Consider the following 26,932-nt stretch of genomic DNA (forward strand, 5'->3'; position numbering starts at 1 on the left):
GAGTGGCCTGAATACAATAGAAGTATCGGAGTCCCAACCAGAAAAATGGCGATTAAACCATCCCATTACGAAGCGTTACTGGCAGAGTATAGCAACCAGCAAGGGGCGCTCTTGCTGTTAAAGCAGCATCGCCCCTACTTGGAGCTAATACCCAGTCTGCGCCGACCTGACGAGAGCATTATTACCATTCCTCTACCAATCGTGCGCCTGCGGCAAACTGCACCATCGACCAAGCATAGCGGTGTGGTTACTGCCGGACACGAAGCCACTAGCTTACCCTGCGATGTGGCGATCTTGATGTGCGACCCAGAATGGAAAATTAAAACGGGGGTGGAAATTTTAGTCTTTATTCATCGACCCCAAGAAGACTTTTCCGACTTGCTTAGTCGCTGGCGTCAGACGCAGGTGTGGCTAGACAGAGGTTACGAGTGGATCATGCCCCCCCGCTACAAACATATCCTGAGTGAGGGAGCTGAGCATATCCATCCGTTATTTGTCGTTTTCGATGAAACACCGGAGCGAATTAAGCGGGGATTAAAGGGAGCCTTCTTACCGTTTGTGATTCAAACCCTAAACTCGGTAGTTGAGGAAGAAGTTCCAGAAATTGTGTCTACCGAAAGCCCACCTGCATAAAAGATTTTAGATTTTAGATTTTGGATTTGAGATTGAAATTACCAACCAGCCTTTAATCTAAAATCTGCAATCTAAAATCTGCAATCTAAAATTGCTTAGCGGACAAACTGGGGCATGATTTCTGCTGCGGTAAATAAACCGTAAATGCCCCGTCGGTGCAACGATACGCCCGCTTTGAGATAGCCAAAAGCTGGGCCTGTGACGTTGGCTGCCATGCTGGTTTCATCTCCCAGGGTGAAGGTATGGGTAGAAATTTTGCCCTCAAAGGTGCGACCCGTCACCTTGACGTTGGTGCTGAGGGGTTTTTTGGGATTGCGGGTATCGACGACGCCGCCTACTGTGACGCGATCGCGCGGACAAATCCCCGCTAACTCGAGCATGATATCGTCGGCATGTTCCATATTCTCCAAGCTCAGAATACCATTGGTTTGGTCTAAGATCGCTTCTACTTCCCCATCCGTCATCGCCCTAGCACGCTCAACGTTGTAACCTGGCATATGGGCGATATCTTCGCGGATGGTGGCTCGATAAGCCTCCCAATTGGCAATCCCGACACCAAACTCTATCTTGACGCTGTGAATCTCAGCATAGCTTTGGGCGGCTAAAGCAGCTGCTGCCGTTAACAGTCCCGGCGTCGCACCGCACCCGGTCATGTAGGTAATCCCCGCCGCCTGTAATTCATTTTTTAATGCCAATATTTGCTGCATCGCGCTGGTGCGCTTGAGCGCATCGACCAAAACCCCTCGCCACCCCGATGCGATAAACTGACGCGCCACCTCAGCCATAAATGTGTTGGGCAAGTTTGGCAATGCCAAAAAATACCCCTCTACCGATACCGCTTTTTCAATTAAATCCTGGATGCTGCGGCTGCTATTGGTTCCCTCTGGATCTAAATAACCCACAGAACCTTGAGATTGGTAAGCGGCTATGCAGGCGTCTGGATTTAACCCCTCACTGTTATAGGCATACCCTTTTTGGTCTGCCGCCGCCACCCAAAGCATCTGTTGTTTGGGCGCAAGTACCCGGGCGGCGGCTTGTCCTAGTCCACCAAAGCCCAGTACTCCGACGCGAATCGGCTTGGACTCAAGCAAACCAGTCATATTCTCTGCACTCATGGCGCATCCCCTTAGCTCTTGACAGACTTTTATTATCCTGCTGTAGGTGGGTGCATGGGGTATGCAAAAGGTATCGCGTAATACTCAGGGCATAAATACCTTGACTGCTGAGGAAAGTTACGCGAAACTGACAAATAACTGAAGAACTAATCTCTCTTTTCATAAGCTTTGTTAAGTTTTATCTCGTGTCTAGCGCTCTAGATTGAGAAAAATTAACAATAAGACAGCAAGTAACCTTGCTGCCAAACTCCACCTCAAACGGCATCTTCCATAGCACGCCCTGTGCTATTGCCAAATCAAGTAGAGTCCCTAGGGTTCAGCCAACAGCATGGAAACACTAGAGTTTGTCATTTACCCGGATGGTCGGGTACAAGAAAAAGTGACTGGCATTGTTGGTAGCTCCTGCGCCGAGGTAACTGCTGCGATTGAAGCGCAACTCGGACGAGTGATTAACCAGGAGACTACCTCCGAATACTTCGCTGCGGAGCAAAATCAAGTGCAACCAGCGATGACCCAAGCCACTTTTAGCGAGTGGTAATTTCTGCGTTCAGTTCGATTGATTAAAGAGATACTATGTCACACTTTAGCCAAATCAAAACTCAAATCCGTAACCTTACCTCCCTGCAAGCTGCTTTGACCGATCTGGGGATTGACTGGAAAGCAGGTCCCGATCAAGTGCGAGGCTATCAGGGTCAGACCCGCAATGCCGAAGTTGCCATCGAGCAAGAAAATGGCTATGATATTGGGTTTAGCTGGAATGGCAGCGAGTACGAACTGGTTGCCGATTTACAATTCTGGCAGCAAGCTTGGTCGGTGGATCGGTTCCTGCAAAAGGTGACCCAGCGTTATGCTTTCCACACGGTGATGAGCGAAACTGCTAAGCAAGGCTTCCAAGTTACGGAACAAGAACAAAATCAAGATGGTTCTATCCGCCTCGTGGTGCAACGCTGGAGGGGCTAATGACCGATTTCTCTCCCTCGCAAGGGGATGACGGTGATGGTCGTTCGGGTTTTGAACCAGAATTAGGGGGTATCTGGAGGGATGCTCCGGATCGTTCGGGTTTTGAACCGGAATTGGGCGGCGCGTTGCGCCAAAAAGGGGTTTATGTTGATGAGGTGACTTGTATTGGCTGCAAGCACTGCGCTCATGTAGCCCGCAACACCTTTTTCATTGAACCCGATTATGGGCGATCGCGCGTGATTCGTCAGGATGGCGACTCTGAAGATCTGATTCAAGAAGCGATCGATACCTGTCCGGTGGATTGCATCCACTGGGTAGACTATACCGAGCTGAAGAAACTAGAGGACGAGCGTCAGTATCAGGTGATACCGATGGCGGGATTCCCCATCGACCCGGCTATGGTTGCTGCTAAACGCCGTCAAAGGCGAGCAAAACGCAAGCCAAGTTCTTAGTTGTTCTGGGTTTGTTGGTTGTAGTGTAGAAAAATTTAGGGCTGCTGATGGCAGTCCTTTTATTTTTTTAGGACTCATATCATGTCCGTTGAATTACCCATAATAAAACCTCACCGCGTCGTTGCGTAGGGAACATGATTAGCGTTATCTATTTACCCGAAATATCTATGATGCCGTGCCCCTACTCCTAATTATGGGTAATCGAACGGACTTGATATCATATCCTGCCCGGTTGCTTCGGCATCGCACGGGGGGGGCGGGTTTAACGAGATATCTCGTGGTTCCACTTAATTGTTGGTAAAACCCGCCCCTACAACACAATTAAATATATAAGGTTTCTATGAAAAATACCCGGTTTGCCAACTAGAGATTGCAGCAAGAAACCCGGTTTATACGATTGTCGTGCATCAGTCCTGACTCTCCAATCAAAATAAATGCCGCCCAGTTTTTAGGATTAGCATATTTTTGCATAGTTGTCAACATAGCACTTCGCAGGGCTTGAGCTTTGTCGAGTTTTAACTGGTGCAAGTTGCGATAAAACTCGGTCATCAAAAAAGCTGTGGAAGCGTCATGCACTGACCACAGAGATACGATGACGCTGGGAACACCCGCCGAAATCAGCGATCGCGATAATCCAACCACACCATCCCCAGTAATTTTACCTTTGCCCGTACTGCAAGCGCTCAGGACAACTAATTCCGCGCTGAGTTGAAGATGGAAAATTTCTTCAGCGGTCAACCAACCATTATCTCCGACTGAGGGAGCAAATGCGATCGCGCTCTCTAAAGGCGAATCTTCTTTTGCTATACCGTGGGTTGCTAGATGAATTAATCTTGCTCTTTCTAGCTGCGGTAAGATAGCTGCTTTGGTAGCACAGTCTCCTATTAAGGGCTGAGTGTTATGCATTTGTGCAATATTAAGCGCTTCCTGTTCTGAATGAGGGAGAGCAGATAATGGTTCCGGCATTGGGCTAGGATTGCCGACAACGAGGATGTTGTTCGCTGACTCTGAAACTCGCTGCTGTTGCTGGTGAGTTAATTGCAAAACCTGAATTGCTGGAGCAGTGAGAATCGTATGTTTCTCGATTAAATAGTTACCATTTTTATCTAAAAGAGCTGCGAATGGAACTAAAAACAGTTCTTTTTGGGGCATAAAAATTATGCGTTCGTTTGGGTCATTTGGCAGCAGGTCGGCAATTGGTTCAATCAGTAGGTGATGGAGTTTTTTTAATTTTTTGATTGGGATGTCGCGAGATGACGCCATTTCGCTACCACGACCTTCCACACCCATGAATCTCCGCGTGTTGGTAATCAGGTTTTGTAGAAAAGTATAGCCGGATTCTGGTAGAGAATCAGGTTGTGGGGGTAGATTTTGGTGGCAAAATGTAATATCACCTGTGGGTTTAATTACCCAAATATAAAGTTCTAATTCTTGGCGTTGTTTGCTTTGAAACCGAAAGTCGTCATACATGAGAGAATATTCAACCAGCGTGGCGTTTTGTTCTTTGGCAATTTGTTTGATTTCTGCCAGAGTGATAGTCGGTTGAATATCGGTCTTGGATGGGGAGGTTAACCTTTCAGCTAATAAATCGACAAAGGCTCTGGCGCGACCTGCTTCAGCAACTTCTAGCGCTTCATCGGTTTTACCTTGGGCAACTAAAACTTGTTGTAAACCACGATAAAAACTGAGTTGTGTTTGAAAAATCGACACTTTATCCATGTCACTCAATTTCGAGCGGAGGGGTTTGAGAATTTCAACAGCCTTGCGAAGATTTTGCTCTGCCAATGGGAGATTCCCAGCTAAAAAGAAAGCCGCACCGATATTGGTTAGGCAAATTCCCTCTTCCAAACGAGCGCCAATTTCTTTAGAAATATCCGCAGATTGCTGATAGAATTGCAGGGCTTGAAGATATTCACCTAGAGCGTAGTAAACTCCGCCAATGTTAGCGAGATGATTCGCTTCTCCAGATTTGTTGCCAATTTCTTGTGCAATAATTAAAGCTTGTTGAAATTTATCTAATGCTTGAGTATGTTCGCCTTGATTTAAAAGAACCATACCCAGGTTATTCAGAGTTCCACTTTCTCCACTGCGGTAGCCTAGTTCTTGGAAAATAGCTAAAGCTTTCTGAAAATTATCTTGTGCTTGGTCATACTGACCTTGAATTAAATAAGCGTGACCGATGTTATTAAAACTGATTGCTATCCATGCGCGATCGCCAATTTTTTCATTAATACACAAAGCTTGCTTAAACTTATCCTTGGCTGGGTTATACTGTCCCAAATTACTATGCAACGCTCCCAAGTTGTTAAAGTTCATCCCTTGTGCGGCACGATCGCCTATTTCCTGAAATATAGTATCAGCTTTTTTTAAAAACGCCATTGCTTGCGAATACTTACCTTGTTTTTGGTAAACTAACCCCATGTTCATTAAGCTGCGTCCTTTTCCCACAGGATTGCCAATTTCTTGGAAAATATCCAAGGCTTGCTGTTGGTTGGCTAGCGCTCGCTCGTAATCATCTAAATTGTTGTAAACTACTCCTATATTGTTAAGGGTGGTTGCTTCCCCAAAGCGATCGCCCAGTTCTCTGTGAATCTCTAAAGCTTGCTGATGGAACTCCAGCGCCCGGAAATAATCACCCTGACTATCATAAAGTCCTCCAAGGTTGGTAAAGGTCAGCGCTTCTCCAGCTTTGTTGTCGATTTGTCTGTGAATGGCTAAAGCTTCTTCCAAAAACTTCTGCGCTTGGGAATATTCGCCTAAATAGTAAGATATTGCACCAATGTTGTTCTGAATCATTACTTCAAAAAAAAGGCGATCCTTGGATATTTTTTCACTACTTTCTCGAGCTTGATAGAAGTTATATTTCGCTAATAAATACTGACCTTGGTGACGATAAATTTCTCCAATATTGTTGAAACTTATCGCTATCCACATAGGATGGTTAATGTCTAAAGAGATGTTGAGTCCTTGTTCAAAGATTTTTAAGGCGTCTATAAATTTACTTAAATTTAGTTGCTCTTTTCCTTGTTGCATTAGTTGAAAAATTTCATTTTCAGACTTTTCTAGTTGAGGCATGATCCGCGATAGTTCTGTAAAAAAGTGATGACCTTCTTTCAAAAGCAGACTACTAATATCCGGAAACAAGCAAATAATAGACCAGATATTTTCCAGTTGTTTGCGAGGTTCTTCCACATACAAAGAAACGAGCATAATATACATACTGCTCTTTGTTTCTCCAGCGCGATCGCCTATTTCCCGATAAATCTCTAAGGCAGCTTCTAAAGACTGTGAAGCCGCTCTAAAGTGATTATTCTCAAGTTTGACAATTCCATCTTCTAACAGTTGCTTAGCTTCCTGTTGGCGAGGGTCAGAAAATTCCTCTGAACTTGAGGATGTTTCTGAATCAGACACAATCGTAGATACAAACTTTCCAAAATTACCGATCGCTGTCACCAAATTAGTTGACGTAGTAATAGAAATGTCGCGAATTATTTTATCTAACATGGCTCGCTCCACCTATGCATTACTAAACAATTGGTTCTGAAACGATATCATCCAAGCTAATACCCGGAGCAGACAAAAGCACTTCCCAATCAGCAAGTAATTCCTCATCTGTTGGAGCGTTACGACGCAGTTCTGCTAACTCAGTTAGGGCTTCGTGCCACACACCATTAATCGCATAAATAAAGATGCACTCCCGTGGTGTTGCGGCTTTTTCTATTTGAATTCTCAAGTCATCTTCCAGCGCTACCCGCATAACGTGCGACCAGACGGTAGCGGAACCTATTCCATCACCGCCAATAAAAGAGAAGTCACATCTGTAGGTATTCTCAATCGCTAATTGGGGTGCGGTTTCTGGCAGGCGGAAGCTAACAATTCCTGGCGTACCTGTTAGCTGAAATGTGGTTTCATAAACGACATCTTCATCTTCATCCCACAGGATAACCTCTGCGGTATGTTGCATTTCTGACGAATAAGGCACGTAAATCCAAAATGTGGGATGCTGGGAGATGGTCAATGCATCGTCATATTCAGGCACTAAGGCTGTTAGCGGTTTATCTACAGCTGGAAGTCCAGGACGCCTTCCGCCGTCTCGGCGTGGACTAGGGGGATTTCCGCCAGTTGGGGGTTTATAGTCTAGAGACAACGATGGTGGATGCTTGCTTGTTGTCTCTGTTGAGGTTTCCGACAAAGCAGGCGTTGCTAAGCTAACTAATACCCAAAGTAGGAACAAATCAAGTGCGATTTGTCCAAAGAGCAACTTTTTCCAAAACATATGAGTGGAAAAGTCGGCGGATATCGCCGGGATTGATACGTTGGCAAACTAGCACTATCCCAGCTGTAGCGATGAAAGCCAATGCTGATGGCACCAATGGCACCCAGCTACCCTGCATTAGCAGGATAAAACAAACCCCTGATAAAACGCCAGCTGTCATGATGCTAGCTATTGCTAAGTTTAACAGGGAATGCGATCGCCAAACCAATAAACCTCCCACAACAGACCAACCCCAAATCCAGATTACTTCCAACCGTTGCGACCAAACTTGCAACAGCGGGCGTTTATCCAAAACAGCACTAATAATTTGACTTACCTTGTGTGCTTGAATGACTACTCCTGGTGCTTTTTGGTAAGGCCATTGACCGCTACTGTAGGGAGTGTAAAAATTATCATCAGTAGTAGGGGCAGTGCCACCGATCAGAACGATGCGGTCTTTCACCCAAGCAGGGTTAATCTTATCTTGCAAAATATCTGTGAGGGTAACCTGCTGGGCGATCGTTTTAGATGCTCGATAATTCAGCAGTATTTGGTATCCTACCCGCTTTCCCGGCAAGCTTTGGTATACACCTGTATTAGCAGCTAATGGTTTAAAAATTATGTCTCTTAGCTGGAATTCTTGTTCGGGAGTTGTTTTCTGTTGGATGCGATGAGTGGCTGCTAAATAATGAAGTGCTATTTGACTGCTGAAGGAAAATTTCGTAAGGCAAGGGGAGTTGGGAACCAAAGGCATAAATAAAAGATGGCGACGGAGAACTTCATCGGGATCTACTACCAAATCAGTAAAACCAATGCGGTTGTTTGGGACTTGACGCGGAGATTTAATACCTGGTTTGTTGGGGTTGTTAGCTTCTGGAACGTTGCATACAGCAATCAGGTTGTTATCGCGTTGGAAGTGGCTAGCCAAAGCTGCACTACCGGGTTCCTCCGGGCGATCGCGATAAATATCTAAGCCAATTACTCGCGGTTTATACTGTTCTAGCTTGTCTAACATTTGAGCAAAGATGCCATCTGGTATCGGATTGCCATATTGATTAAGATGCGACTCGTTAATTTCAACCAGTAAAATTCGCGGATCTGGCTGTTCGGCAGGACGCAACTGCATTAATGTATCGTAAGCTTTCAGTTCCCATGCCTGTAGCAACCCTACCTGCCTTATTCCTATCACTAGAAGGGTTATAACCATGCTGGTTAGCAAAACCAACGCTCCTGTACGAAGTGTGCGGCGGTAGGGAAATTCCACATCTTCTAATCGATGCAAAATCTCTTGGGCATTCTGAGGACGATCTTTCGGCAAGTATGCCATCAAGTCATCAATTAAATCTGCCAGTGGCGCTGATATTTGGGGAAGATTATTTGGGCTATTTTCAAGTCGTAATGCCAAGTTATACAACTGCTGTATCGCCCAATTTATCCAATTATTTTCTGGCAATGACTCTAGGGCGTTGATGGCAGAGTTTATGAATATATGCCGCCAGGTCGGCGTCAAATATATATTTTCTCTCCAGCGCAACTTATGCGTTTGATTATCTTGAGAAAATTCCAGGGGAGGTGTGCCCGTAAGTAAATGCACAAATGTACGCCCTAAAGAATAGAAGTCGGATTGGCGAACGGCTTGACCTTGATATTGTTCTGGTGCCGTGTAGCCGTTTGTACCAATTTGCGTGCTAGCAGTCTCCTGCACTGCCACCGAACCAAAGTCGATTAACACCAGACACTCGTCTGGTTTCAACATGATGTTGGATGGCTTAATATCCCTATGCACGAGTTCTTTTTTATGCAGTTTTGCTAAAGTTTTTACTAATTGTTTCAGCCAATCAAGGGCAATTTGTTCAGATAATATTTGATTGGCTTGTAACCACTGTTCTAAGTTAATTCCTTCTACTTTTTCCATCAATAAGCAGTGCAGCTTCAATTCATTTAAACCATCATGATGCTGAAATAAAAAGTATCCGTCATTTTCAACCTTGGGAATACCAAGATGCGGATACTTGTAACTTAAAAACTTCAATATTACAGCTTCTCGCTTAAACAGTTCCACTGAAGGATGAGGGTCTTTCAGTACTTTTAATACTTTCGGTCGATCTAATTCAAATTTCAAGTCTATTAGATCAAATACTTCAGCATTTGCATTTGGTTCAGACAGAAGTTTACTGAGTAAGTATCGCTCCTGTATTCGCAATGGCGTGTCACAGGTTTGACACCTTTCTAAATAGAGGTCATCGTCTGGGTTTTGACGTTGGGGACAGCTAGGATTAATACAGTATATAGACATAGTTTCTAATCATCAGCAGAGGTAGGCTGACTCGGTAACTGAGTGCGTGCATACTCCTTGACTAAGGACTGGAGCGTAAATAAAACTTCCTTAGTATTTGTATCTTTTGTTTCTAGTAGCGATCGCCGAGTCAAAGACTGCATGGCAGCCATGAGTTCCGATAGTTCTGGCGGCTTACGATCGGAGGATGAAAGCTTCTGTCTTAACTTCACAAATGAAATCGGTTCTTCTTCCTTTGCCAGTACATTTACAATCTTCTCTTCTAGCTTAGACAAGCGTTCAAATTGCTGCTTCACCAAGCTCGAAATATCCCCAACCACAAAAGTCTTCTGGTCTAGAAATGTAGAAACACGACCTCCAAACAAATCCTTAATCATCGAGACAGCCATTTTTAAAGCTAAGGGGTTGCCCCGATAGATTCCGATTAACTCTGACCACCTATTCTCATCTTCAAATAAACCCTTTTTATTAAAAAAATCTCTAATTTCTGATTCTGATAAGTTTAAATTTGTCAGTGTGAAGGTGCGGACGGGTGAGGTTTTCTCTTCCAAAGCCGCTATTTCTGGAAAGTTTTCTATACTGGTAATTAACAAACAGCTTTGATGGCGTTCTTCACCCACACGTCGAAAAAGTTCGCCATATTTTTCATATCCTTTCTGATAGCGTCCAGCTAGTTCCTCTGTTTGCAGAATTGCATCGGCACAATCGAGTACTATCAGACAGCGATGTTGGCGAAAGCATTCAATTAGTAGGGATATTTTTTGGTTAGTCTCTGTTGGCAGATTGGGTTTTTGTGGGTGCGAAAGTAGCGGGATGAGGTTAGCTAGCAAGTCGTCGAGGGGTGGTGCGTAACGAAGCGATCGCCAAATTACCCGATCGAAATCATTCGACACTTGTTTGACCAACTTCACGCACAGAGCGGTTTTGCCCATTCCTCTCAAGCCTAGCAGCGCCACTAGGCGACATTTTTCTTCAACTATCCATCCCGCCAGCTTATCCAACTCATCAGAGCGTCCGTAGAATGTCGAGACATCGGGAGCTTCTCCCCAAACTATTTTCCCTGGAAGGGCAGATTGGCGTTTTTGAGACTCGGAAAGAAGAATTTGCTTCAAATCAGTTAGTTTACCTGGTCGCACACCCCCTAGCTTGAATTTCTTAAACACCTCGCCCAATCTCTTGCGAACTGTCACTTCGCTAATCTCTAGCTGCGCGGCAATTTCTGCGATCGCTAGGTCTTTCAGCGCTAGAGACAAAGTCTGCCATTCCGCCTCCGATACACCTTTGGCGGCGACTATAGCTTCAAGTTCACCCTGGGGAATTTGGGAAATCAAACGCTTACTCTCTCTCGCTTATATACATACTCTCTATTATACGATAGTTACTCTGTCGCTGCCGTTGCCCCACGCAGCAAAAATGGCAGCCGTCCCCCCAGGCAGCAGCAGATGTGAGGTACAGCCTTCTGGCTTGGTTTGTGTAGCGGCAGCATTAATGCTGCCGCTACACAAACCAAGCCGTTTGGCTGTACCTCACCCAATTGAAATCCGCTATATTCTTTGTCTAGGTTGAATGTTAGTACAGATATAAACTATCTGATAAGTATAAGGACGTATATAAGTCGGTTTTTGAGTGGGTTTTTGTAACAAAGGATACGTAATATCGATGTTGGGAGGCGATCGCGTGGCGGCTTAATAAACTGTAACGGGATATCTCTTGACAGTTTTTAGATAGTTAACTATATTAGCTATCACAACTGGATAATTAAGCGAACAGACAAGCTGATAACTGTTGGGACTGACGCAGAATCTTTACGGGTAGGGTGCGACGATGACAACGCCACGAGTAGCGTCTGGAGTTTCAATTTGCGTAAGTCCTGGGTATTAAAGCACTTGTCTTGTGCAAAGTTTCTGACAACCAATCAGAGGTATATTTCATGGCAAACCCAGCAAAGAAGTTTTTTTAGGATTTGAAAAGAGAGTAAGGTATGGCATCAGTATTCTATTTTATCTGCTTGGAATACTGGCGATCGCTCTTTTTTGCTGCTTGGTAGTTTTGTGGATCGATTGGGAATAATCATAGCTCTTTTGCTGAAGATTAAATATTTCATTGAGTTGAGTTTAGGATGTAAAAATGGATAGCTTTATCGGTGATTTTTTCAGCTTTCGGACAATGGTGAGTTCTTGGATTGTCCGGATAATCTATGTTCTCGGAGTAGTCGCGTTGATTCTTGCTGGCATACAGCAAATTTTCAGCAATCCCATAGCAGGATTGGGATTAATTATCATCGGCAATCTATTTTGGCGAATTGTTTGCGAGGCATTGATTTTGTTATTCGCAATTCATCACGAACTCATCAAAATTGCTCGCAATTTTAAAGCTTGAAATCGACAAGTCTTAAGCAAGGCAAAGAAGCTATGGGTTTTCGTAAATTCGAGCGTTTTTGTTGGCGAAATCTATAGTTGCGATCGCGACTTCAAGTCAATCGAGAATATTCGTAAACAAAATGGAGGCAATTCCATGAGCGACAAGCACAAGCTGTTAAAAACTGCCAAACAAATCTGCCTCTTTAGCTCTGTAGTGGGAGCAGGAATTTCAGCTATATCTGGACAAGTTGCTTATTTTAGCGTACCGCTTTCTCTGGCAGTGGTGCTGATGAATGAAGATCGCTGTCGGCGGTGCGACTTGTTGCAACAATCTCAACAAAAAAACCAAATTACTGCTGCTGATGTCGAGCAGCATTTTCACGAAATCGACTACCAAATCGAGCAGTTTCAGAAAGGAGAAAGCCAATTAAAACCACCCCAACAAAAGTATTTAACCAATACGCATTTAAGGCTGATTATCTCAAAACTGCATCAAGTACAGCAGCAGCAAAAAGTGATGCAGATAGGCCAAATTAACAAGTTGGAACAGCAGGTAAAAGAGATACAGCAGATGCTTGGCGACCTAGATGCTAGTACTGAGGATCTACAGGATCGTACTCGCAATTTAGACCAACTACAACAGCAGCTAGCAGAGGTACAGCAAATGTTGCAAGCAGAAGCTTTCAGTCGCACGATTCCACTTAGTCCGAAAGTAACTTCATCTGCTACTAAATCATGCCATCGGCAGCAACATGAGCGAGTTGCTATCTTTGTTGATGCAGCCAATCTTTATTATGGTGCAACATCGCTTGGTATTAACATTAATTACGCTCAACTACTCTCAGTTCTTCAAGCTAAATCTGCTGTCTGTCGCGTCTTTTTATACACGGGTGTTGAACCCAACAACAAGAAACAATTGAGTTTTTTGTCATGGATGCAGCGCCAAGGCTATCAGGTGATTAGCAAAGAAGTGGTGCAACGGGCGGATGGTTCGAGAAAGGCCAACTTAGATGTAGAATTGGCTTTACACATGGTAGAGTTAGCCAATTCTTACGATACGGCTGTTTTAGTCAGCGGGGATGGCGATTTTGTCTTTCCAGTAAAGATTGTCCAAAGCAGAGGTAAACGAGTGGAAGTCGTTAGTTTTCGTTCTAACACCAGCGTCACTTTGTGCAAAGCGGCGGATTGCTTCCTAGACTTGGAAACCATCCCAGATCAAATTTGTTAGATTGGTAGCGATCGCCAGACTGATTTACTCCTAAACTATCGCAAAATTCAGGGTGCTGCTTACCTTTGCAGTAGGCTTACTTTTTCCCAACTACTGAGATTGAACGATGTCTAATCAACAATGGTTAATCGATGGATTCTTGGTAAGTTTCAGTACCTTGATAGTGGGTGGCACAACACTCGTCATTGCTGCTAGCGACGCTCGTGTCGTTTTGGCAGGTAGTATAGCAGGAGCTTCCACAGGAGTAGCAATTCTGGCGCGACGAGAGTATCAATACAGAGAAGAACAATTAGAACTTAAACAGGTTGTCAATTATTTGGCTAAATTGGAACAATTGATGGTTTCTGTAAAAGGTCAAATTGACCAACTCCCATCTCAGTCGCCTAGTTTGGTCAATCAGTCTCCACAAGCTAAACAATCCCCTGTATCTGAAAACGGTTCTCTAGAAGCTGATTTGACAATAACACCACCGCTGGAGATTATCTCCGAACAAAATTCAGACAGTGTTACCGAGGTAATTGCTTGGCTCAATGCCCGACATTTTCATGTAGAAAGCTATCGCCAGAGCCAAGAAGTGGATGCTATATTCAACGAATTAGCAATTTTTATGGGCGAGCGGTATTCTAGCATTAAACCCTTTTATAAACAAATAAAATACCATCTCCAATTCGGAACAAGAGTTCGATTAAATTTATCGGAAAAAAGTAAAGAACAAATCAACAATTGCATTCATTTTGGCAAGTTATTGAAAAATTCATCCTTCCTATCTGAATATCACTATTCATCCTATCAAAAAGTAATTTTTGCAACGCCTCAGAGAATGGGCGATATGATTAACTTCTTCAATGGGGGGTGGTTTGAGCGATTTGTTTACCAGCAATTATGCGATTTACTTTCATCGCATGGACTTCAATATCAGTGCCTAATCAACCCGCGAGGGGTTTTTGCCAATACAGATGATTTTGAGTTAGATTTACTGTTTCTGGTAAAAAGTCAACCTCTTTGGATAGAATGCAAGTCCGGCGATGAATATAACTCTTATTTACCAAAATATTCGAGCCATAGACAAAAACTAGGAGTTCCCGCAAGCTTGGCATTTCTGGTTATTTTGGATATCCCTGATAGTCAGGCTAAAAATTACGGTAATATCTGGAATATTACTGTTGTTAATCAAAATAACTTAATTTCTGCGATCGCTGCTGCTTTGGGATTGTCAGAAAGCCAAGAAACACAACAGTTTAACCAGCCTGTTGTAATTACTCCAGGTAGTTTATTAACATTTCTCAACAAAAAATATCTCAGACCCTTACCAGAATATCGACAATCTGTCATCAGGGAATTGATCGATTTATTGATCGATCCAGAACGACCCATAAACCTGAGTCAATTCGAAGTTATTTTAGCAGAAAAACTGGCAGAACCACTTGGAATATCGAAGTCAAAATTACATGACATTCTTAACGCTGTTTTGCGCTCTGACTGTTTACTTAACGATAGTGGAGAAATAGTGAGTTCGTTCGCAGAACCAATATCAACTCTAGTATCTTCAGAGTTATTAGTTTTAGATAAAAAGTGTATCGAAAGTTATGCCTTTGCAATTTTAGCTGCCAATCCAAATCATTTTGAAAATATTGATAACGTCAGTGAGTTTGAACAAACCGTTGGCGGCGACGTACCCAATTTAGAAACAATCGAACAACTAAAAAGCAAGGCTTTGAATCAGTCTTAACAAGTAATTAATGATTTGATTCACGTCACAGCATATTTATCCCACTTAAATGGAGTTAAAGAGATGAGTGCAAAAAAATCAGACAATTTATCTAATCCTAATCAAAATACCCAAGGCGGAAATAAAAAAAACGTCAAGGCTATTATCTCCTTAGTTGCCGGAATAATGATTATTACCGCAATTAGTTCATCTGCGCTCACCGTAATAGTTCTTCAACGTCTGGGTATAATCGTTTTAAACAACCCAACGCTTTCACCTTCTCCAACTGCATTACCCACTCCAACTGCATTACCCACTCCGACTGCTTCACCTTCTGCAACTGCATTACCCACTCCAACTGAGTCAGCATCCCCAACAGCTTCACCTTCTCCAACAGCTTCACCCTCTCCCACTTCCCCGCCAGATTCAGCATCTTCTATCTTCACTACCCAATGTCTGAGTGCTACTCCTGGTTATGAAAGCGTTTTAGTAAAAAATAGCGAACCACCGAATATTGTTATCGCAGGAGAAGTTCTGCCTGAAATTGGTTATTTTTATAGCGGCAAGTATGATTCCTTACCTGTTGTTGCTGAGGCTGAAGTTTCCTGCATTCTTGAGTCCAAATTTCAACAGCTTAACTTAGTTGTGGGAATGGACAGTCGCGATCCGCAGGCTGTATACAATAGATCTATAACAGTTGAAATGCGGGTTAATGGCGAATTAAAACAAACAAATACTGTAACATTAGGTTCCAAACAAAGGATGTCTATTAACCTTCAAAATGTCCGCAGTTTGGGAATAAAAGCAAAATGTAGTTATTACCGTTGCCCGCGTCTTTCAATCCTAGAAACAAGTTTAAAATAATCAGGACTTACGCTTGGGTTGTCCATCACCTTTGTTTCTGGCTGCGACTTTGGCGTTGGTCATTGGTAATAGGTAATTGTTAATCAGATTAAAAGGCAGATGGATTGAATACAATTACCAATTACCCATTACCTATTACCAGTAGTCAAAGGTTTATTTGAGCGGATGGTGTTCGCTGAGTAATTTTTCGACTTTAGCTTCATCGATTCGGGCTGTTATTTTAGAAGCTTCGTGATTGTCTCGGATGGTTTTTGCTAGGGTCAATGATGAGCCAACTGTGAAGGTTAAACCCATGCCCATGAAGCCTTTTACCCAGCCATCTACGGGCAGGTAAGCAATGCCCATCGCCGTCGAACCGAAGGAAAGTATAAATGAAGCCCAAACTTGAATAATCCAGGCAGCTGTATCTTTTTGAGGGGTTAGGTTTTGCATAGGTTTTCCCGCCTTTCGATAGGTTTGAGTTGTTGGCATTATTAGCTCAATTACTCGGCTATATAGTATGCTATATTAAGGGGTTAAATCGGAGAACACCCGAACGGGTGAGCCAGTTTTTCAACTGTCTGAAATTGTGGTTTTGTGTTGGCGATCGCTTACCTTTAATCTCCTCAAGCACTTGATTACCCGCAAGTTTCCGGATGTCGAGTGGATAACTCCTGAAGCTTTGGCAAAATGGCTCCAAAATCCGGCTAAAATACAGCCTGTTCTGCTTGATGCTCGCAGCGAGGCGGAGTATGAGGTGAGTCATCTTTGGCACGCAAAGCGCATCGATCCTGACTCGCCTGATTTGTTAGCGCTAGCAGAGGTATCTTTTCAAACACCGATCGTGGTATATTGTTCGGTCGGGTATCGTAGTGCAGCGGTTGCCTCTAGGCTATTACAGGCGGGGTTTTCGCGCGTATACAATTTGGAAGGCAGTATTTTTCAATGGGTTAACGAGGGTCATGCGGTGTATAAATATGAACAAAACACGCAAGGGGTGCATCCGTATAATTGGCTGTGGGGGAAGTTACTGAGATCGCAATATCGCGCCGAAGTGCAGAGGGGTTGATTGGCGATACGGATATAGAATTGTATGTTTTCTATTAGACAGGCGAACCCAGAAGACCAACAGGAAATTGCCAATCTTTTTGTAGAGTTGGAAGCACTTCACACTCAAGCACTTCCCAATATCTTTAGACCACCTATTTTATCAGAGTTGGGTAACTATAGTTACAAAATAGGCGATCAAAGCGCTGTATTTGTTGCGGTTCGCGATGGTGAAATTATTGGTGTTGTTATGGTTTTGATGATAGAAACTCCCCAATCGTCGGTTTTAGCACCACGAGTTTATGCTACCGTCTCCCAGCTGATTGTAAAGCAAAATTGTCGTCGCTGCGGGGTTGGTCGCGCTTTGATGGAAAAAGTGCATCAATGGACTATTACTAAAGGTATAGCTGACGTTGAGTTAAATATTTGGGAGTTTAATACTGATGCGATCGCTTTCTATGAAAAATTGGGATATCGTACTAACTATCGCCATATGAAAAAGACTATGATATAAGAAAATAACGCAAGCATTCTAGCAGTAATGATCGGCTCTGGCGTTAGTATAATTATTCCCACTCTGAATGAGGCAACTTCATTAGGACGCACCCTGCGTCTGCTTCAACTACTCGATCCCCCTGCTGGTGAAGTTTTGGTGGTTGATGGGGGAAGTGAAGATGAGACAATTGCCATAGCGAAGGCATTTGAGGTGCGCGTCGTTTCTTCGGAAAAACGAGGGCGTTCAATTCAAATGAATTTGGGTGCAGATGCTGCAACGGGGGATATTCTCTGCTTCCTCCACGCGGATACTATTGTACCGGATGACCTTGTAGCGGTTATAGAGCAAACTTTGGCAGATAAAACTATCGCCTGCGGGGGTTTTATTTCCCTGATGACAGGTTCGATGACGACTCGATGGGGCATATCTCTGCATAATTATCTCAAAACTTACTACGCTCCATTGATATTTAAACCTCGTCTGTTTTTTAAAGGATTGCGCCTTTTGTTTGGCGATCAGGTAATGTTTTGTCGTCGTTCTGATTTTTGGGAATGTGGCGGTTTTGATGCAAATTTGCCCATTATGGAAGAGGCGGATTTATGTTTAAAGTTGAATCAGCGGGGACGTATTTGCCAGGTTAATCGGATTGTACAAAGTTCAGATCGGCGCGTTGCTCGTTGGGGTTCTCTTAAGGCGACGGGGATTTATCTTTATATTGGTATTTTGTGGGGTTTGGGTGTTCCTGCAAGTTATTTGAAAAAGTTTTATCAAGATATGCGCTGAAGAAAAGCGAGGCAGAGCCTCGCGATCTCGTTCCCAGGCTGGAGCCTAGGAACGAGATCCGGGAGGCTCTGCCTCCTAACCCGTTTTATAGCGTTTTGCGACTTCATAGAATACACTTTATTTTGCATGAGGTTAATAGTCCGCGTAGGCGGGCTTGGTTTGTGTAGCGGCACCCTTAAGGGTGCCGCTACACAAACCAAGCCACAAGGGCTGTATTTCACCTAGTTGCAAACCGCTATAACGGGTTTTAGCTTTAAGTCAGAAATTTATTTCTGGGCTTTTGGTTTAAATTCCAGTCGTAGGGTAAATAAACTATAGGGGTTGAAGAGTTAATTGGAATATCGGTTTTAAGGTAAGTGCGGATATATTCGGGAACTGAAGGGGCGATTTGTAGAAAGTCTTGGCGATACCATTTAAAAATCTTGCTACAGTACAAGGTTCCGGTTTCTAAATCGTAACGGACTTTATCGGGATTATTAATAAAACGGCTGGCTTCTTCTTCTAATTGCTGATTTATCTGTGCTGGTTCGTAAGCATTGTTACGCAATAAGGGACAACCAATGGAGGCACAAACAAGCGCAAAGTGTATGCGCGGTTCTGGGAATTCTCGACGCAGTATATTATGTTCTATTTGATTGAGGCTGTATCGTTTTCCGGCAAAGGAATAGGCAGGAAAAAGGAAGAACCACAAGAAAGCCACCCAGTTGGGTATACCGAGTATTTTAGGCTGTATTGATTGAATCGGGTAGCGTTCTAGAATGGCGGATATTGTGAAGGCGTTGTAGAGGTTTATCCACAATGCTAATTTTTCATCTGTATTAAGATTGGGGAGATGAATGCCTTTTTCTAAGTTTTTTATCCAGTGGTGAATTGCTTGGGGTTGCTCTTTTTTCCAGTTATAGTAGTCTACACGACCTGGCGTATCTACGTACTGGCGTAAAAGTGCATCCCAAGGGGCAAAGTTGAGCATGGATTAAACAAATAAGTCCAGGGGTAAATGTCCGTAGAGTCCGTTAATTGTTTCGTCTTCTGATGATTGGCACGATACTAATACGCCGCGATACGGCCCTATGTAAGAATCCAGATACAATGACCCCCGCATTGAGTTGTATTTTATATAAACGGGGCCGATAATTGATGTGATGTCGGGTTTATCGTCGGGAATTGGGTAGCCTAAAGCTTTTAAATAAGTTTCCAATGTTAAGAAACCTTCGGTTGCGGTATTGGCGCAAATACCAAGATTTTGGGAATCTGATAAATTGCTGAAAAGCAACAGCGCTTGGCGCAGTTGTTCTTTTTCTGCGGCTGAGTCTACGGTTTTTGTTTCAGTGCAGCTAAATTCACCTAAGATTTTTTGTGCTTGTGCTACGTCCATATTGTTGTAAGTAAACTGATTTTTCGTAGTGTAATCGGCTAGATATTATCAGTTATGGTTATTGTATCATCCGGCGTTTTGATGTTTGTCAGCGTCCGCTCTCCTCGGTCGGGAATATCCGCCGTCACCCTACTGAGTTTAAAGCCTGCGCAGGCAGGCTTTGTTTGTGTAGCCCTACCCTTCCAGGGTAGGTGACCAATTGTCCAAAACGAGCTTTTATTAATGGATTATTACGATATATCTATTATTGTGACATATCTGTAATTATAGCTGAAGTTGTTACATCTACCCTGGGGAGGTTCTAGAAAAACTTAAATCTGGAAAACAATGTACTTTGGGATACAAGACCAAGCCTGGAGCGGGGTTAGGTGACTGGGATTCCCTTGGCGGCGCCCCAGGAGATCTGAGTAAAGATGCTTGACTTAAAAGTCAAAAAATGCTTTTGTTTCTCCTTTTCCAATAATAGTAAAGCTATATGATGCCAAGAGAAAGTGTAACCCCACAAACTGTTGATTTAACGAACTGCGATAAGGAACCGATTCACATTCCTGGTTCGATTCAGCCTCATGGTATACTTTTCGTTTTAAACGAACCTCAGTTAGAAATTTTACAAGTTAGTAGCAATACTTTTGATTTGCTTGGTGTTCATCCTCAAGATTTGCTACAACAGCCGTTAAGGAACCTAGTCGATTCAACTACAATTGATTCAATCCAAAGATGCATTTCAGTTGAGTTTTAAAATACTAATCCTTTGGAAATATCGCTCAATAATAAAACGTTTGATGTAATTTTACATCGGTATGAGGGAGCGATGATTCTCGAATTAGAGCCTAAATTTTGGGAAGCCGATTTTTTCGGATTTTATCAATTGGTTAAACCCCCGATACAGCGGATACAAAATGCATCAAATTTGACTGAAATGTGTCAAATTATTGTCAAGTATGTGCGAAAAATTACAGGGTTTGACCGAGTGATGGTCTATCAGTTTGATGCTGAAGGTGCAGGTAGGGTGATAGCTGAAGATAAGCCAGAATATCTGACTCCTTATCTGGGATTGCGCTACCCAGCTTCGGATATTCCTAAGCAAGCTAAGCAACTTTATACTTTAAATTATATCCGGTTGATTCCGGATGTTAATTATCAACCTGTAGCGCTAATTCCTGCGCATCATCCGGTAAGGAATCAACCCATAGATTTGAGTTTTTCTGTTTTAAGGAGCGTTTCGCCTATTCATATTGAATACTTGAAAAATATGGGTGTTGGCGCTTCGATGTCTATTTCTTTAATTAAAAACAAAAGATTATGGGGGTTGATTGCTTGCCATCATCAGACAGCTAAGTATGTTAATTACGAGATGAGGACTGCTTGCGAGTTTTTGGGGCAAGTGATGTCTTTAGAATTGGCAAGTAAAGAAGAAAATGAAGATTTGGAACGCAAGATTAAAATCAAATCTATTCAAGCTAAATTTGTCGAAGCGATTCCTCAAGCAGAAAACTTTGTCGATGGTTTAGTTAAAGAACCATCTGACTTGTTAGACTTGGTTTTAGCTCAAGGTGCGGTTGTTTGTGCTGGTAATGCTTGCACTGTGCTTGGTAAAACGCCTAAACAAGATGAAGTTGCTGAGTTAATTACCTGGTTGGAAAATAAAATCCAGGATAATCTTTTTTATACGGATTGTTTGCCGAAAGTTTACCCAGCAGCGGAGAGGTTTAAAGATGTTGCTAGTGGATTGCTGGCGCTGTCTATTTCTAAAACTCAAAAGTATTATATTTTGTGGTTCCGTCCGGAGGTGATTCAAACTGTAAACTGGGGTGGTAATCCTCACAAACCCGTCGAATTAGAAGAGAATGGTGGTTGGCGGTTATCGCCTCGTAAATCTTTTGATTTGTGGCAAGAAACGGTGCGGTTAATGTCTTTACCTTGGAAAGAATATGAAATTGATGCTGCTTTAGAACTCAGAAGTGCGATTATTGGAATTGTACTGCGAAAGGCTGATGAACTGGCAAAAATTAATGTTGAATTAGAACGCAGCAACAGCGAGTTGGATGCGTTTGCCTATATTGCTTCCCACGATTTGAAAGAACCGCTGCGGGGTATTCACAATTACTCTAGTTTTTTGCTGGAAGATTACGGCGATGTGCTGAAGGAAGACGGTGTATCTAAGCTGCAAACTTTGATGCGTTTGACTCAGCGGATGGAAGATTTGATCGATTCTTTGCTCCATTTTTCCCGGTTGGGACGGGTGGAGCTTTTGTTACAGAAAGTTGACATAAACTTAGTAGTAAAAAATGTTGTGTATGTCTTAAAAATAAGTAGGAAAGAAGATAATGTGGAAATTTATATTCCTCGTTCTTTACCTATAGTGCGATGCGATCGCGTTCAAATTCAAGAGTTATTCACTAACTTGATCGGCAACGCCATCAAGTACAACGATAATTCAGAAAAGTGGGTGGAAATTGGCTATTTAGATCCCTCGTCGCCAGAAAGTGTCGTTTTCTATATCAAAGATAACGGTATTGGGATTCGCGAGAAACATAAAGAAGCCATTTTTCGCATTTTTAAGCGCCTTCATCCCGCTAACAAATATGGCGGCGGTACGGGTGCTGGGTTAACCATCGCTAAGAAAATTGTCGAACGCCACGGTGGTAAGATTTGGGTCGAATCAATTTATGGAGAAGGCAGCACTTTCTATTTTACTTTGCCAAGTTAAAGGTAGATTAGAAATGGCAAATAAGCAAGCTCAACCGTACCAGGTTAAAGATGAGGAGGAAATGGCAACTAACCAGACTCGTCCATTACTACTCGTGGAAGACAGCGATGAAGATTTTGAAGCGTTTGGACGGATAATGCGAAAATCGGCTGTTACACACCCGATTTATCGGTGTAGCGATGGTGATGAAGCTTTAGATTTTCTTTATAAGACGGGTGATTACGCTAACTTTACTCAAACACCCCGTCCAGCTATTATCGTTCTAGACCTTAATTTACCGGGAACAGATGGACGAGAAGTGTTGGCTCAAATTAAACAGGATGAAGATCTAAAAACTATTCCGGTTGTAGTGTTTACGACATCTTCTAACCCGAAAGATATTGATATCTGTTATCGATATGGGGTTAATGGCTATATTATCAAGCCAATTGATGTGACAAAATTAACAAGAAATATCCAAATTTTAATAGATTACTGGTTTGAAGCTGTTGTTTTGCCTGAGAGCGATAGGAGGTAGCAATGAGAGAAAAACACCGGACAATTTTAATCGTTGATGATTGCGAGGAAGATAGAGAAGTTTATCGCCGCTATTTGAGTCAAGATTCTAAATACAGTTATAAAATTTTTGAGGAGGAAGACGGGGAAAATGGGTTGGAATTGTGCAAGCAAATCCAGCCGGATGCGATCTTGCTCGATTATTTGCTGCCGGATATGGATGGATTGGAGTTTTTATGCGAGTTAAAAATTCTGACGGGCAAAACTAACGTGCCTGCGATCATGCTAACGGGACAGGGAAACGAATCGATCGCAGTCGCGGCAATCAAAAATGGGGCGCAAGATTACCTGGTCAAAGGCAGGACGACTCCCGATTCTCTGCGTCTGGCTATCCACAACGCTATCGAACGAGGGAAGCTGCAACGAAAACTAGAAGCTAGCGAAGAACGATTTCGCACCTCGGTGGAAAACATGCTCGATTGTTTTGGCATCTACAAAAGCCTGCGGGATGAATCGGGTAAGATTGTAGATTTTATCGTCGAGTACGTCAACGATGCGGCTTGCAAAAACAACTGCATGAGTGCAGAAGAACAGATTGGCAAAAAACTTTGCGAACTTCTCCCAGCACATCGAGAAACTGGGTTATTTGAAGAGTACTGCCAAGTAGTAGAAACTGGCAAACCTTTGTATAAAGAAGCGGTTATTTATTCAGATAATTATGGCAAGCAATATCTAACTAGAGCTTTCGATATCAGCGCCAGTAAATTAGGGGATGGGTTAGTTGCTACCTGGCGCGATATTAGCGAGCGCAAGCGCTCTGAAGAGCGCTTGCGCTTATTAGAATCTGTTGTTGTCAATGCAAAAGATGCCGTAATTGTGACGGAAATAGCGCCGCTTGAGGAACCTGGGCCGCGGATTATGTACGTCAACGAAGCGTTTACTAAAATGACTGGCTACAGTTTAGAGGAAATTGTAGGCAAGTCGCCGCGTTTTCTCCAAGGCCCCAAAACCGAACCAGCAATTTTAAATCAAATTAGCGCCGCACTCGCAGCTAAAGAAACCATCCAGGTTGAATTGATTAACTACCGCAAAGACGGCTCAGAATTCTGGGTGGAAATCAGCGTTACACCCGTGCCTGACTCATTGGGAAATTATACTCACTTTGTATCTATTCAGCGGGATATTACCGAACGCAAGCGAACAGAAGAGGCATTGCGGCAAAGCCGAGAATTTATTCAACAAATTGCCGATACAATGCCAGGGGTTTTGTACGTTTATGACTTGATTGAACGGCGAAATGTCTACGGTAATCGTCAAATGGCTGAAGTTCTTGGCTACACGCCAGAACAAATTCAGGCAATGGGATCGGCGTTGATTACCCAATTGATTCACCCGGAGGATGTGGCGAGAATTCCCGTTCTCCAGGAAGGATTTAAATTGGCTAGTGACGATGAAATTATTGAGTGCGAGTACCGGGTGCGACACGCGAATGGGGAATGGCGCTGGTTCTATGGTCGAGATGTTGTATTCAGCAGAACTGTTGATGGTTTACCTCATGAGGTTCTTGGTATAGCTCAGGATATTACTGCGCGCAAACAAGCTGAGGCAAATCTGCAACAGCGAATTGAGCAAGAACGACTGGTGATGGAAATTGCCCAGCAGATTCGGCGCAGTCTTAATTTAGATGAAATTCTGCAAGCAACTGTGAACGAAGTGCGGTGTTTGCTCGAATGCGATCGCGCGCTGATTTTCCAGCTAGAACCAAACGGCAACGGCACAATAATTAAAGAATCCGTCAATTCTGACTTCACGGCGCTTTTATCGACGAGTATCTACGATCCTTGTTTGAGCGAAACCTATATTGAACCTTATCGCCAAGGTTTGGTGACTGCGAAAACCGATATTTACACCGCCGAAATAGATCCTTGTCACGTTGAGCTATTGGCTCAATTACAGGTGAGAGCTAATCTGGTAGTGCCAATTCTGCAAGGGGAAAACTTGTGGGGGTTACTAATTGCCCATCAATGTGCCGCACCGCGAGAGTGGCAGAGTTTAGAAATCGATTTGCTCAAGCAATTGGCAACTCAGGTAGGAATTGCGATCCAGCAAGTAGAACTTTACCAGAAGCTAGAAATTGAATTGAGCGAGAGGGTATCAGCAGAAGCAGAAATTCTGCGACTGAATCGGGAATTAGAGTGTCGCGTCAACGAACTGCAAACTTTGTTCGACTTGCTTCCGGTAGGAATTGCGATCGCAGAAGATCCCAAGTGTAGCGTTATCCGCGTCAATCCGTTCTTGGAAAAGTTGTTAACTTTAACCCCAAATACCAACGCTTCCAAAACTGGACCAGATGCAGATATCTTGCCTTACAAAGTTCTGATTGACGGTAAAGAAATTCCTGGGGAAGAACTGCCAATGCAAGTTTGTGCTGCAACGGGTGTGGAAATTCCCAATAGTGAACTGCAGGTTGTGCGCGATGACGGGGCAACATTTGATTTGCTGGGACACACCAAACCGCTATTTGACGAAGAGGGGAAAGTGCGGGGTTGTGTCGGCGCGTACATCGATATAAGCGATCGCAAGCGAGTCCAGGCAGAACGGGATAAACTGCTGGAATTGGAGCAAAAAACACGCGCCGAAGCTGAAGCCGCGAATCGTGCTAAAGATGATTTTGTGGCAATGGTATCTCACGATTTGCGCGCGCCGCTAAATTCAATTTTGGGCTGGGCGCAACTTTTACGCAAGGGGAAAATGGACGATGCAGCAAAAGAAAAGGCGTTAGAAACCATCGAACGCAATGCCAAATCCCAGGCAAAATTGCTGGAAGATTTGCTCGATGTTTCTCGCATGATTCAGGGTAAACTGGAAATTTATCCCCAGCCGATAGAACTCGTTCCGATAATACAGAATGCGATCGATACTGCCTATATACCAGCCAATGAAAAGGGGATTTGCTTAATATCTGCGCTCGATGCTTCCATCGGCACGATTTCATGCGATCCAAACCGCTTGCAGCAAGTTCTGGGTAACTTGCTCTCCAACGCGATTAAATTTACCCCGGAAGGTGGAGAAATCGATGTTTGGTTAGAGCGCGTTGAGGGTTATGCTCAGATAGTTGTTAGGGATACGGGTCAGGGTATAAATCCTGAGTTTTTACCCCATGTTTTTGATCGCTTCCGTCAGTCTTCTAGCGGTAGCAAAAAAGGGGGGTTGGGATTGGGACTTGCGATCGCTCAACACCTAGTACAATTGCACGGCGGGACTATCGAAGCACACAGCGAAGGAATTGGGCAGGGCGCAACGTTTATGATTAAGTTGCCCCTGGTTTAGTGATTGGCGATTGAGGATAAAATACTCGTCCGCGAGGATAAAATACTCGTCCGCGAGGATAAAATACTCGCGCTTGAGAAGTAAAGACTTGTCCGCGAGGATAAAAGACTCGCGCTTGAGAATAAAAGACTCGTCCGCAAGTTTCAAAGACTCGTCCGCAAGTTTCAAAGACTCTCGCGCGAGTATCAAAGACTCGCCTGTGAGTATCAAAGACTCGCCTGTGAGTATCAAAGATTCGTCCGCGAGTATCAAAGATTCGTCCGCGAGTATCAAAGATTCGTCCGCGAGTATCAAAGATTCGTCCGCGAGTATCAAAGATTCGTCCGCGAGTATCAAAGATTCGTCCGCGAGTATCAAAGATTCGCCTGTGAGTGAAATATCTCGATCGATCGGGACACGGCATCAATTAGACTTTGGCTGGTGAAACAGATTGATCGATGCCGTGTCCCTACTGGTGAAACAGATTGATCGATGCCGTGTCCCTACTGGTGAAACAGATTGATCTCTCGGGGCACGGCATCAATTAGACTTTGGCTGGTGAAACAGATTGATCGATGCCGTGTCCCTACTGGTGAAACATATCGATCGATGCTGTGTCCCTACTGGTGAAACAGATTGATCTCTCGGGGCACGGCATTCAATATACTTTGGCTGGTGAAACAGATTGATCGATGCCGTGTCCCTACTGGTGAAACTGGTGAAACTTATCGATCGATGCCGTGTCCCTACTGGTGAAACAGATTGATCTCTCGGGGCACGGCATTCAATATACTTTGGCTGGTGAAACAGATTGATCGATGCCGTGTCCCTACTGGTGAAACTGGTGAAACTTATCGATCGATGCCG

The 26,932-nt window shown here is 43.6% G+C and carries 23 protein-coding genes and 1 pseudogene; 14 read left to right on the forward strand and 10 right to left on the reverse strand.

From position 1 onward, the window contains the following. Window positions 1-45: 45 nt before the first annotated feature. Window positions 46-633, forward strand: coding sequence for a hypothetical protein (locus MiSe_RS13520; RefSeq protein WP_226580085.1), 588 nt, complete (start codon window positions 46-48; stop codon window positions 631-633). Between the two features lie 95 nt (window positions 634-728). On the opposite strand, the gene bioU is transcribed toward MiSe_RS13520, so the two are convergent. Continuing rightward, complete coding sequence (gene bioU / locus MiSe_RS13525) at window positions 729-1,748, reverse strand: (S)-8-amino-7-oxononanoate synthase BioU (protein ID WP_226580087.1); 1,020 nt, start codon at window positions 1,746-1,748, stop codon at window positions 729-731. A gap of 328 nt (window positions 1,749-2,076) precedes the next feature. Here bioU and MiSe_RS13530 point away from each other — a divergent pair, with 328 nt between their 5' ends. Genes MiSe_RS13530 through MiSe_RS13540 form a run of 3 tightly spaced genes read left to right on the forward strand, consistent with a single transcriptional unit; the run spans window position 2,077 to window position 3,160 of the window. Then, window positions 2,077-2,286, forward strand: a complete 210-nt coding sequence (locus MiSe_RS13530; protein WP_226580089.1) for a DUF2997 domain-containing protein — start codon at window positions 2,077-2,079, stop codon at window positions 2,284-2,286. A 35-nt stretch (window positions 2,287-2,321) separates the two neighbouring features. Then, on the forward strand, window positions 2,322-2,708 hold the full coding sequence (locus tag MiSe_RS13535) for a DUF1257 domain-containing protein (RefSeq protein WP_226580091.1): 387 nt from the start codon (window positions 2,322-2,324) through the stop codon (window positions 2,706-2,708). Beyond that, on the forward strand, window positions 2,708-3,160 hold the full coding sequence (locus tag MiSe_RS13540) for a ferredoxin (RefSeq protein WP_226580093.1): 453 nt from the start codon (window positions 2,708-2,710) through the stop codon (window positions 3,158-3,160). The genes MiSe_RS13535 and MiSe_RS13540 overlap by 1 nt, the downstream gene beginning before the upstream one ends. Before the next feature lie 363 nt (window positions 3,161-3,523). On the opposite strand, the gene MiSe_RS13545 is transcribed toward MiSe_RS13540, so the two are convergent. Genes MiSe_RS13545 through MiSe_RS13560 form a run of 4 tightly spaced genes read right to left on the reverse strand, consistent with a single transcriptional unit; the run spans window position 3,524 to window position 11,042 of the window. Next, window positions 3,524-6,664 (reverse strand): CHAT domain-containing protein, encoded by a 3,141-nt coding sequence (locus tag MiSe_RS13545; RefSeq protein WP_226580096.1) that lies wholly within the window; start codon window positions 6,662-6,664, stop codon window positions 3,524-3,526. A gap of 22 nt (window positions 6,665-6,686) precedes the next feature. After that, entirely contained in the window at window positions 6,687-7,421 is a 735-nt protein-coding gene (locus MiSe_RS13550) for a DUF928 domain-containing protein (protein WP_226580099.1), read from the reverse strand. Continuing rightward, window positions 7,396-9,711 (reverse strand): CHASE2 domain-containing protein, encoded by a 2,316-nt coding sequence (locus MiSe_RS13555; RefSeq protein WP_226580102.1) that lies wholly within the window; start codon window positions 9,709-9,711, stop codon window positions 7,396-7,398. Before MiSe_RS13555 ends, MiSe_RS13550 begins: the two co-directional genes overlap by 26 nt. A 5-nt stretch (window positions 9,712-9,716) precedes the next feature. Then, entirely contained in the window at window positions 9,717-11,042 is a 1,326-nt protein-coding gene (locus MiSe_RS13560; RefSeq protein ID WP_226580104.1) for an NB-ARC domain-containing protein, read from the reverse strand. Between the two features lie 796 nt (window positions 11,043-11,838). Between MiSe_RS13560 and MiSe_RS13565 the strand changes: the two genes are divergently transcribed. From MiSe_RS13565 to MiSe_RS13580, 4 genes are all read left to right on the forward strand, one after another. Then, window positions 11,839-12,090, forward strand: coding sequence for a SurA N-terminal domain-containing protein (locus tag MiSe_RS13565; protein WP_226580107.1), 252 nt, complete (start codon window positions 11,839-11,841; stop codon window positions 12,088-12,090). A 135-nt stretch (window positions 12,091-12,225) separates the two neighbouring features. Next, window positions 12,226-13,299: a LabA-like NYN domain-containing protein gene (locus MiSe_RS13570; protein ID WP_226580110.1), complete on the forward strand. Its 1,074-nt coding sequence runs from the start codon at window positions 12,226-12,228 to the stop codon at window positions 13,297-13,299. A gap of 106 nt (window positions 13,300-13,405) precedes the next feature. Continuing rightward, window positions 13,406-15,028 (forward strand): hypothetical protein, encoded by a 1,623-nt coding sequence (locus tag MiSe_RS13575; protein WP_226580113.1) that lies wholly within the window; start codon window positions 13,406-13,408, stop codon window positions 15,026-15,028. Between the two features lie 63 nt (window positions 15,029-15,091). Continuing rightward, window positions 15,092-15,871 carry a hypothetical protein gene (locus MiSe_RS13580; protein WP_226580115.1) on the forward strand — a complete coding sequence of 260 codons (780 nt, stop codon included), beginning with the start codon at window positions 15,092-15,094 and terminating at the stop codon, window positions 15,869-15,871. A gap of 153 nt (window positions 15,872-16,024) precedes the next feature. On the opposite strand, the gene MiSe_RS13585 is transcribed toward MiSe_RS13580, so the two are convergent. Next, the gene (locus tag MiSe_RS13585) at window positions 16,025-16,303 is read right to left on the reverse strand and encodes a YiaA/YiaB family inner membrane protein (protein ID WP_226580118.1); all 279 of its coding nucleotides are present in this window, start codon (window positions 16,301-16,303) and stop codon (window positions 16,025-16,027) included. Window positions 16,304-16,439: 136 nt separating this feature from the next. Between MiSe_RS13585 and MiSe_RS13590 the strand changes: the two genes are divergently transcribed. Genes MiSe_RS13590 through MiSe_RS13600 form a run of 3 tightly spaced genes read left to right on the forward strand, consistent with a single transcriptional unit; the run spans window position 16,440 to window position 18,176 of the window. Next, entirely contained in the window at window positions 16,440-16,919 is a 480-nt protein-coding gene (locus tag MiSe_RS13590) for a rhodanese-like domain-containing protein (RefSeq protein ID WP_226580120.1), read from the forward strand. A 24-nt stretch (window positions 16,920-16,943) separates the two neighbouring features. Then, the gene (locus tag MiSe_RS13595) at window positions 16,944-17,411 is read left to right on the forward strand and encodes a GNAT family N-acetyltransferase (RefSeq protein ID WP_226580122.1); all 468 of its coding nucleotides are present in this window, start codon (window positions 16,944-16,946) and stop codon (window positions 17,409-17,411) included. A gap of 27 nt (window positions 17,412-17,438) precedes the next feature. After that, window positions 17,439-18,176, forward strand: a complete 738-nt coding sequence (locus tag MiSe_RS13600; protein WP_226580124.1) for a TIGR04283 family arsenosugar biosynthesis glycosyltransferase — start codon at window positions 17,439-17,441, stop codon at window positions 18,174-18,176. A gap of 253 nt (window positions 18,177-18,429) precedes the next feature. Here the strand turns inward: MiSe_RS13600 and MiSe_RS13605 are convergent, their stop codons facing one another. Both MiSe_RS13605 and MiSe_RS13610 read right to left on the reverse strand, forming a co-directional pair. Continuing rightward, entirely contained in the window at window positions 18,430-19,146 is a 717-nt protein-coding gene (locus tag MiSe_RS13605) for a DUF547 domain-containing protein (protein WP_226580126.1), read from the reverse strand. A gap of 3 nt (window positions 19,147-19,149) precedes the next feature. Beyond that, window positions 19,150-19,551, reverse strand: a complete 402-nt coding sequence (locus tag MiSe_RS13610) for a DUF1824 family protein (RefSeq protein ID WP_226580128.1) — start codon at window positions 19,549-19,551, stop codon at window positions 19,150-19,152. 475 nt (window positions 19,552-20,026) lie between these two features. On the opposite strand from MiSe_RS13610, the pseudogene MiSe_RS13620 reads away from it, so the two are divergent. The 3 genes and pseudogenes from MiSe_RS13620 to MiSe_RS13630 all read left to right on the forward strand — a co-directional run bounded on the left by MiSe_RS13620 (window position 20,027) and on the right by MiSe_RS13630 (window position 26,086). Further along, window positions 20,027-22,261 (forward strand): annotated as a pseudogene (locus MiSe_RS13620) (ATP-binding protein). A 61-nt stretch (window positions 22,262-22,322) separates the two neighbouring features. Beyond that, a complete protein-coding gene (locus MiSe_RS13625) occupies window positions 22,323-22,778 on the forward strand; it encodes a response regulator (protein WP_444980494.1) in 456 nt (151 codons plus the stop codon). A 2-nt stretch (window positions 22,779-22,780) separates the two neighbouring features. Next, window positions 22,781-26,086 carry a PAS domain S-box protein gene (locus tag MiSe_RS13630; protein WP_226580136.1) on the forward strand — a complete coding sequence of 1,102 codons (3,306 nt, stop codon included), beginning with the start codon at window positions 22,781-22,783 and terminating at the stop codon, window positions 26,084-26,086. Here MiSe_RS13630 and MiSe_RS13635 read toward each other — a convergent pair. Continuing rightward, complete coding sequence (locus MiSe_RS13635) at window positions 26,067-26,489, reverse strand: hypothetical protein (RefSeq protein WP_226580138.1); 423 nt, start codon at window positions 26,487-26,489, stop codon at window positions 26,067-26,069. The two genes, MiSe_RS13630 and MiSe_RS13635, sit on opposite strands and share 20 nt — an antisense overlap. 116 nt (window positions 26,490-26,605) lie before the next feature. Beyond that, a partial coding sequence (locus MiSe_RS13640) for a hypothetical protein (protein WP_226580140.1) occupies window positions 26,606-26,932 on the reverse strand: 327 nt, incomplete at its 5' end.

It is taken from the genome of Microseira wollei NIES-4236 (assembly GCF_020521235.1).
GTDB lineage: Bacteria > Cyanobacteriota > Cyanobacteriia > Cyanobacteriales > Aerosakkonemataceae > Microseira > Microseira wollei.